Raw genomic sequence first — 7,256 nt, forward strand, 5'->3', positions numbered from 1 at the left:
GAAGTTCCGAATGGAAAGCCGGACTATAACATCATGGTACCGGAGGGAGCTGTTCCGTTACGCAATGATCTCAAATTTCACAACATCGACCAGCCCTCGATCCGTTATCTTTAGCGCCGGAATCACTGGCAGCGCCAGAAACGCCAGTTGCAGGAATGGCTCTTGCAGTGTCACGCCAAGCGATTTGGCCGCAAGGTGCAGGTCGCCTAGCCGCTCACGCACCTCTTCGAAACTGTCCAGGCTCATCAACCCGGCCAGCGGCAAGGCCAGTTCGGCCAGCACTTTGCCGTTTTGGGTCACCACGATCCCCCCTTCAATCTCGCCCAACCGGTTGGCCGCCAGCGCCATATCCGAATAGTCGATGCCGACACAGGCAATGTTGTGATGGTCATGGCATACGGTAGAGGCAATGGCCCCTTCTTGCAGCCCGAAGCCCCGAACAAAGCCAGTGGCAATATTGCCGTTGATGCCGTGTCGTTCGATCACGGCAATACGCACCAGATCGCGCGCAGGGTCAGGGCGCTTGTCGCCATCCTCTATCGCTATTTCTTCTTGCAGATGCTCGGTAATGATCTTGCCTTGCAGGATACCTATCACATCCGTGGTTTCGCGATTGCCTGCAGCACGGAAGTTCTCGGCCGTAACCGTCGGCGCCTTGACCGATTGCCGCCCAACAGGTTCTATAGCCTCTCGGCTAGCAAACGCCGCCTCATCCGCGACCTGCCCTCCACAGACAACCATCCGCACATCACAGGCTTCAAGTGATCCGATGGCCACGATATCCGCCCGCTTACCTGGCGCGATCAGGCCTCGATCCTTTAACCCAAACGCCTCGGCCCCAGACAGAGACGCGGCGCGATATGCGGCCAGCGGCGGTGTACCAAGGGAAATCAGTGTCCGGATCATGAAGTCCAGATGCCCTTCGTTGGCGATGTCCAGCGGATTGCGGTCATCCGTGCACAGGCACATGTAAGGCGCGGTGATATCCGTCAAAACAGGTTGCAATGCATGTAGGTCTTTGCTGACCGAACCTTCGCGGATCAGCACCCGCATACCCTTGCGCAACTTCTCCAACGCTTCTTTCGCCGTGGTCGCCTCGTGCTCGGTGGCAACACCGGCAGCGATATAGGCATTCAGATCGCGGCCAGTCAGTTGTGGGCAATGCCCGTCCACATGCAGGCCTTCAAACAGGGCCAGCTTGGCCATGGCACCCGGATCACGGTGAATCACCCCGGGGTAATTCATGAATTCGGCAAGCCCGATACCCGACGGATGGCCCATCAACCCGGCCAGATCACCTGCGTCAATCCTGGCCCCGGCAGTTTCCATGTCGGTGGACGGCACACAAGACGACAACTGTACCTTGATATCCATGACAGTGTGGCCGCTGGCCTGCTGGAAATAGCGAATACCATCCACCCCCACGACATTGGCAATCTCATGGGGGTCACAGATGGCCGTTGTCACCCCATGAGGGGTAACACATCGGTCAAATTCAAAAGGGGTTATCAGCGAGCTTTCGATATGTAGATGCGTGTCGATAAATCCGGGCACAAGGGTCAGGCCGGTGACATCTATCACCCGTGCCCCCTCGTAATTTTCGCAAATGCCCACAATGGTATCGCCGCAAATGGCGACATCCCCCTCCAGCAGCGCGCCGGTGATCAGATCAAACACCCGCCCTCCGCGCAGCACCACATCAGCGGGCGCGTCACCGCGCGCCTGTTCGATCCGGTTTTCCAGTTGTTCCTTGGTCATAGCTCACTCTGCCCGACAATAGTGCCATAGCCAATGGGGATCATCTCCGAGCTGCCCTGCCCCAGACCTCCGAACCCGCAGGCTTTGCCATCCCTATTTGGAAATCTGCTCCAGTAACATTTCCGCGCGTTTGATATGTTCTGCAGCAAACAGTAACTTTTGCTCCAAACGTGCCTTTTTCGACTCTTTTGTGGTGGTTTGGATCTCGTCCAGCAGTTGCTGCTTTTTAGCATTCAGCTTGCGGATCACCTTTTCCACATGGGTTGCCTCGATCTTCTCGGCCTTGCCTTGTTTCAAACGTTCAAAATAATCGTCCAGCTTTTCAGCATATTTCTTTAACCCCATTTTTCGCCTCTTGCGTTTGTGCGCCCCATTGTATTGTCGCAGGGTGCGTCGTTTTCGAAAAACCCGAGGGTAGCCTCGGCTTATGCTTCTGTCGCCTCTGCAGCCACTTCGGCAACGTCTTCTTCATCCATCGCCAGAAGGCGTTCAACCTCGGCAACAGCGCTGTCAGATTCGATGTAAAACGCCCGCGCGACGCTCAACAGGTCTCGCATTGCGCCATAGGCATAGTCGGAATCGTTAAGGAATGATGTCGCCGCATCCGCATCAAGACTGCCTTTGCGGATCAGCGCATCCACGACACGGATACTGTTCTTTGCATCCTCTTCTACATGTGCTGCTTCTTCATCAAGCCACAGATGGCTACGGTCTTCGGGTTCGGCCTGATCAAGCTTGCGGATCTCGACAAGGATGCGGGCAATTTCAGTTCTCAAACCGTTGTAAATCTCGGTCACCGCACCTTGATTTTGGATTGTGTATTCCGTTGCGTTGCGCCGCAGATGTTTAATGGATTTCACGACATGCACAATCTTTCCGGCAACATCACGCAGAACGTAAACCCGGTCCGTTACGTCCGGTGACAGGTTCTTGGCGCCGGTGCGTGTCGCGAAATCCACGATCGCCGCATACAGCGTTTTTACCCGCGCCTCGTACCGTTCATCGATATCAAAATCGACCGGCTTTCGACTGGCCCTGACGGTGGCCGCGATATCGTCCGTTTCAAACAGCTCATGACGGCTCAGGTTCAGGCCATGCGCAATCAGCTCGACGGCGTTTTCATAGAGGTGCTTCACCTCTTTGCGCATCGCAGCCTCGATCGTTTCCGGAAACTCATCCACCGCTTCCGACAGGTATTTTGGCTTGCTTTTGTCAGGCACCGGTTCAACAATCTTGCGCTCCAGGAATGCGATCAGCCTGTTCAGCAACGGTAACATGATCATGACACCAAGCGCGTTAAAAATGGTGTGGAACACCGCAAGTTTCAGCGCATAATCACTGTCCGCGATGCCAACGCCGGCGCTGACCCAATCCACCGCATCCCGGATGGGTCTGATAAAAACCAGCGCCACAGCTGCGGTCACCACATTGAAGATCAGGTGCGCAAGCGCCAGTCTTTTGCCTTGAAAGTTTGCGCTGAGTGATCCGATGATCGCGGTAATCGTGGTGCCGATGTTGGCGCCGATGGCCAGTGCCAAAGCGTTTTCATACGATATCTGCCCTGCCGCAAGCGCGGTAATGATCAGAACCATCGTCGCATGACTGGATTGCATGATCACCGTCGCACTCATGCCAATCAAGGTATAGACAATCAACCCCAGCAAGCCCGTCATCGCAAAACGGGTCAGATCCAGCTGATCCTTGAATGACTCAAAACCCACTTTCATAAAGTGGATGCCCAGAAACAGAAACCCCAACCCAGCCAAGGCATAACCAATCCCGCGCAGATATTTGGCCCGCTGGAATACCAGGATGATACTTACCGCGATCATTGGCATGGCATAAGCGGCGATATTGACCTTCAGGCCAAACCCGGCCACCAGCCAAGCCCCGGTTGTTGTACCGATGTTTGCGCCAAAGATGATCCCGACGCCACCGATCAGCGATATCAGGCCCGCACTTAAGAATGAGATAGTAATCACCGACACAAGCGAGCTGGATTGCATGACCGTCGTCGACACGATACCAAAAATCACCGACCGGACTGTGGAACCGGTCGCCTTTTCCAGCATCCGCTCCAGATAGCCACCACTGAACAGCTTGAAGCCATCCTCTAGCATAAGCATACCGAACAAGAAGATCGCGACACCGGCAGCGATCTGCTGAAAATCCGGGCTGAGCCAGAAACCAAATATCAGTGCGCTTAGTGCAACGGGCAAGAAGTATTTTTTCATCTAGATCAGGGTTCCCGAAAAGGCATTTCGACTTCAAGTTTAAATGCGGCTCTAACTCGAAACGCATCGAATTTTCAGCCCGTGCGTGTTTCGACATATTGCCTCGGTCCAACAATGTGTCGAAGCAGTCTAGGGCAGCATCATGCCGCGAAGGACAAAGAAGAACAACGCAGCCAGAAAGGCCGATACCGGCAATGTGATGATCCAGGCCGATACTATCTTGAAAAGCGATGAGCGGCTGACCAGCTGGCGTTTTAGCGCTTTTTGCAGCTCCTTGCGCTGCGCCGCCGTAATCACAGCCTCGGGGCCCATGCGCTTCAGTGCATTCAGAATACGCAGCTTGTCCTCAGCCGGGGCATTCTGAAACCCGCGCAATACGGCCTCGGCTTCAACAAAATCCGGTTTACCCTGATGCCTAGCCAGTACATCTTCGACAACTCTACCAATTCTCTGGTCCAGAAACTCTCGTAGAAAGCCAACACCAAACACGGCGCCAAGTGCTACATGGGTTGAACTGATCGGCATGCCAAGTTGACTGGCGACAATCACCGTAATCGCTGCCGAAAGCGCAATGCAAAAGGCACGTGAGCGGTCAAGTTCAGTGATCTCCGATCCGACGGTGCGGATCAGTTTGGGCCCGAACAATGCAAGGCCAAACGAGATCCCAAGCGCGCCGATTCCCATGACCCACATGGGGATTGCGACCTTCGCGCCACCCTCACCGGCTGACAGGACGTCTACAATTCCTGCCAACGGGCCCACAGCATTGGCGACGTCATTGGCGCCATGGGCGAAGCTTAGCATCGCAGCTGAAAAAATCAGCGGGATAGTGAACAGCCGATTAACGCCATCCCGGTCCTCGCCAAGTTTTGGTGCCGATTTCGCAATCAAAGGACGCACGACAAGCAGCGTGATCACCGCCGCAATCAACCCAAGGGAAACCGCCATCGGAAAGGAGACTTTGATGATATGCTTCAAACCTTTCATGGCGATATAGGTGGTAAACGCCCAGGCCATTAGCGCAATCATGAAGGGGACGACCTTTTGGGCCTCTGCCACCGGGTTTCCTTTGAAAAAGACCAGTTTTTTCAGGATATATAGAAACCCGGCCGCAATTATTCCGCCGATCACGGGTGAGATCACCCAGCTCATTGCGATACTTGTGACCGAACCCCAATTGACAATATCCCATCCGGCCGCGGCAATACCTGCGCCCATTACGCCACCCACAATAGAATGGGTGGTCGACACGGGGGCACCCAGCCAGGTTGCCGCGTTCAGCCAGATCGCAGCACCCAGCAGCGCCCCCATCATCGCCCAGACATACTCGTCGCTATTGCCCAGATTGGCCGGGTCAATAATGCCGTTCTTGACCGTTTTTACCACGTCGCCACCGGCAATAAGCGCCCCTCCGGCCTCGAATACAGCGGCGATTATAATCGCCCCTGTCAATGTCAAAGCATAGGACCCCACTGCGGGTCCAACGTTGTTCGCCACATCATTGGCACCGATATTCATTGCCATATAGGCGCCAATCACCGCTGCCGCGACTAACAGAAAGGATTGCTCGACATGGGCAAATTTCGCTCCGGTGAACAGCATGACCGCAACAATGAAAATTATTGCTGTACCCAACCGTCCTACTTCAGAACGGCTGATACTCGCTGCGCTTTCAATCTTCAGATAATCCCGGATCTTCATCCAATGCTCCCTCGCCAGCAAAAACAGTCAATTCCTCGGATGAGAGTCCGCTCAGCACGTTCAAAAAAAAATGATTCCGTAAAACAACACTGCCAGGTTCCCGACACACCCAAACCGCTTAGACCCTGCCACAAATCGTGGTTTCTTGCCTTGAGACAAGTCATGGAAACTGGGTCGGTTTCATGCTGAGGCCAACCCCACCCGAGTCCACATCCGATCGTGTCCAACTCGCTGTAATTTCTTGTTAAATCGCTATGAGTTACTCATTGAAGCGCTATTTCTTTTGTCGAATGTGACCTGCACCTTGATCGGATGCACCGCCTCGCGCTTGAACTCATCGCTGTAGTGGCTTGTATCCCCCAAATTCTCCGAGACGAACTTGAGGCCGCCTAAAAACACGCAAGGGACACGCACAGTGATTGCATTGTGCAGTTTGGACCGGTCGCCTTGAGCGTGACTAATAAGGGCGCGCGCGGATATACCGCCCACACAGGCGACCATGGTGCGATCTGGCTATTCCAAGACCCCCAGAACCGCATTCTCAACAATCCCGGCATAACAGTTGATTTCCGCGCCTTTGGCCTTGCCACAGGTGAGCTTGAACGGGCTGAGCAACATTTCAGGGAATGCATGGAAGCCTTCGGAATCAAATATGCGGAAACGCAGCTACGCGTGGCGCGTGCCGACTTCGCCGTAGATTTTCTCGCCCCGTGGTTTGAGCCTAACCGCGAAGCACTGGTTGTTCCGCCCGGAACAAAGGTGATGGAATACACAGGCGTTGATGAAACTGCGACCGTTTCCAGCGGGGCGCGGGCCGTGGGCCTTCGCGCTGGTGCCGTGGCAAACCGCCAAATCGCGATCTACGACAAACGGGCCGAAGTAATTCAGCACAACAAGCTTGGATGGTTGACCATCTGGGACGCGGCCCTGAAAGCCGCTGGGAAGCCTCCCATTGACCTCAAGGATCGCGCATCAAGCCATGTCTGCCGCTTTGAGATGCGCCTTGGCTCCAGACAACTGCGCAACCGCTTCGCGATGCGCAACTGGCAGGACATCCACGACGTCATTGGAGACGCATTGCAGCGAATTCACTACTGCACAGCCATCGCAGATTCAAACCGCGCGCGTTGGCCAATTCATTGCCTTTGGAGGCAGTTCAAAGATGTAATTGGCAACGACCTGTTGCAGAACTGCTCGGGCGTACTGCCCAGCGATGTTATCGAAGCGAACCGCGATGCTAAAATGCGCGAGTTGGACGCACAGCTAGCCGGATTGCTTGTCACCTGCACCGCTATTGCAGAGGTATCTGCCGACGATTTCGATGACTTCTTAGAAAACCATGTTGGAGCGTTACAACGAATAGTTAAAGAGCATCCGGTTTCGGTGAGCGATAGGATTTCCAAAGCAAAGGGAAGGTATCGATTGAGTTAAACTTCGGCTTATTTTGTTGAAAAACTCTTCCTTGATCGAAGTCTGAACTGCTGATTCAATTCCTGTAATCGAGGGGGAGGACCGGCGATGATGGGACCGAGGCAGGAAGCGCAACCGGCGCTGTTCTACGAG

5 protein-coding genes are annotated in these 7,256 nt (G+C 54.5%); 1 reads left to right on the forward strand and 4 read right to left on the reverse strand.

Annotation, left to right across the window (positions count from 1 at the left end):
- Positions 1-57 precede the first annotated feature (57 nt).
- The 4 genes from ade to PEL8287_RS19005 all read right to left on the reverse strand — a co-directional run bounded on the left by ade (position 58) and on the right by PEL8287_RS19005 (position 5,693).
- On the reverse strand, positions 58-1,758 hold the full coding sequence (gene ade, locus PEL8287_RS18990; RefSeq protein WP_085894025.1) for an adenine deaminase: 1,701 nt from the start codon (positions 1,756-1,758) through the stop codon (positions 58-60).
- 93 nt (positions 1,759-1,851) lie between these two features.
- Entirely contained in the window at positions 1,852-2,103 is a 252-nt protein-coding gene (locus tag PEL8287_RS18995; RefSeq protein WP_085894026.1) for a hypothetical protein, read from the reverse strand.
- An 80-nt stretch (positions 2,104-2,183) separates the two neighbouring features.
- Positions 2,184-3,992 (reverse strand): Na/Pi cotransporter family protein, encoded by a 1,809-nt coding sequence (locus PEL8287_RS19000; protein ID WP_085894027.1) that lies wholly within the window; start codon positions 3,990-3,992, stop codon positions 2,184-2,186.
- Positions 3,993-4,121: 129 nt separating this feature from the next.
- On the reverse strand, positions 4,122-5,693 hold the full coding sequence (locus tag PEL8287_RS19005) for an inorganic phosphate transporter (RefSeq protein WP_085894028.1): 1,572 nt from the start codon (positions 5,691-5,693) through the stop codon (positions 4,122-4,124).
- Positions 5,694-6,119: 426 nt separating this feature from the next.
- Between PEL8287_RS19005 and PEL8287_RS19010 the strand changes: the two genes are divergently transcribed.
- The gene (locus PEL8287_RS19010; protein ID WP_139837871.1) at positions 6,120-7,124 is read left to right on the forward strand and encodes a hypothetical protein; all 1,005 of its coding nucleotides are present in this window, start codon (positions 6,120-6,122) and stop codon (positions 7,122-7,124) included.
- The last annotated feature ends 132 nt before the right edge of the window (positions 7,125-7,256 follow it).

It is taken from the genome of Roseovarius litorisediminis, from assembly GCF_900172295.1.
In the GTDB taxonomy this organism is placed as follows: Bacteria; Pseudomonadota; Alphaproteobacteria; order Rhodobacterales; family Rhodobacteraceae; genus Roseovarius; species Roseovarius litorisediminis.

Coding starts and splice junctions, on each gene's coding strand:
- PEL8287_RS18995 (WP_085894026.1), bottom strand. CDS start 2,103: ATGGGGTTAAAGAAATATGCTGAAAAGCTGGACGATTATTTTGAACGT.
- PEL8287_RS19000 (WP_085894027.1), bottom strand. CDS start 3,992: ATGAAAAAATACTTCTTGCCCGTTGCACTAAGCGCACTGATATTTGGT.
- PEL8287_RS19005 (WP_085894028.1), bottom strand. CDS start 5,693: ATGAAGATCCGGGATTATCTGAAGATTGAAAGCGCAGCGAGTATCAGC.
- ade (WP_085894025.1), bottom strand. CDS start 1,758: ATGACCAAGGAACAACTGGAAAACCGGATCGAACAGGCGCGCGGTGAC.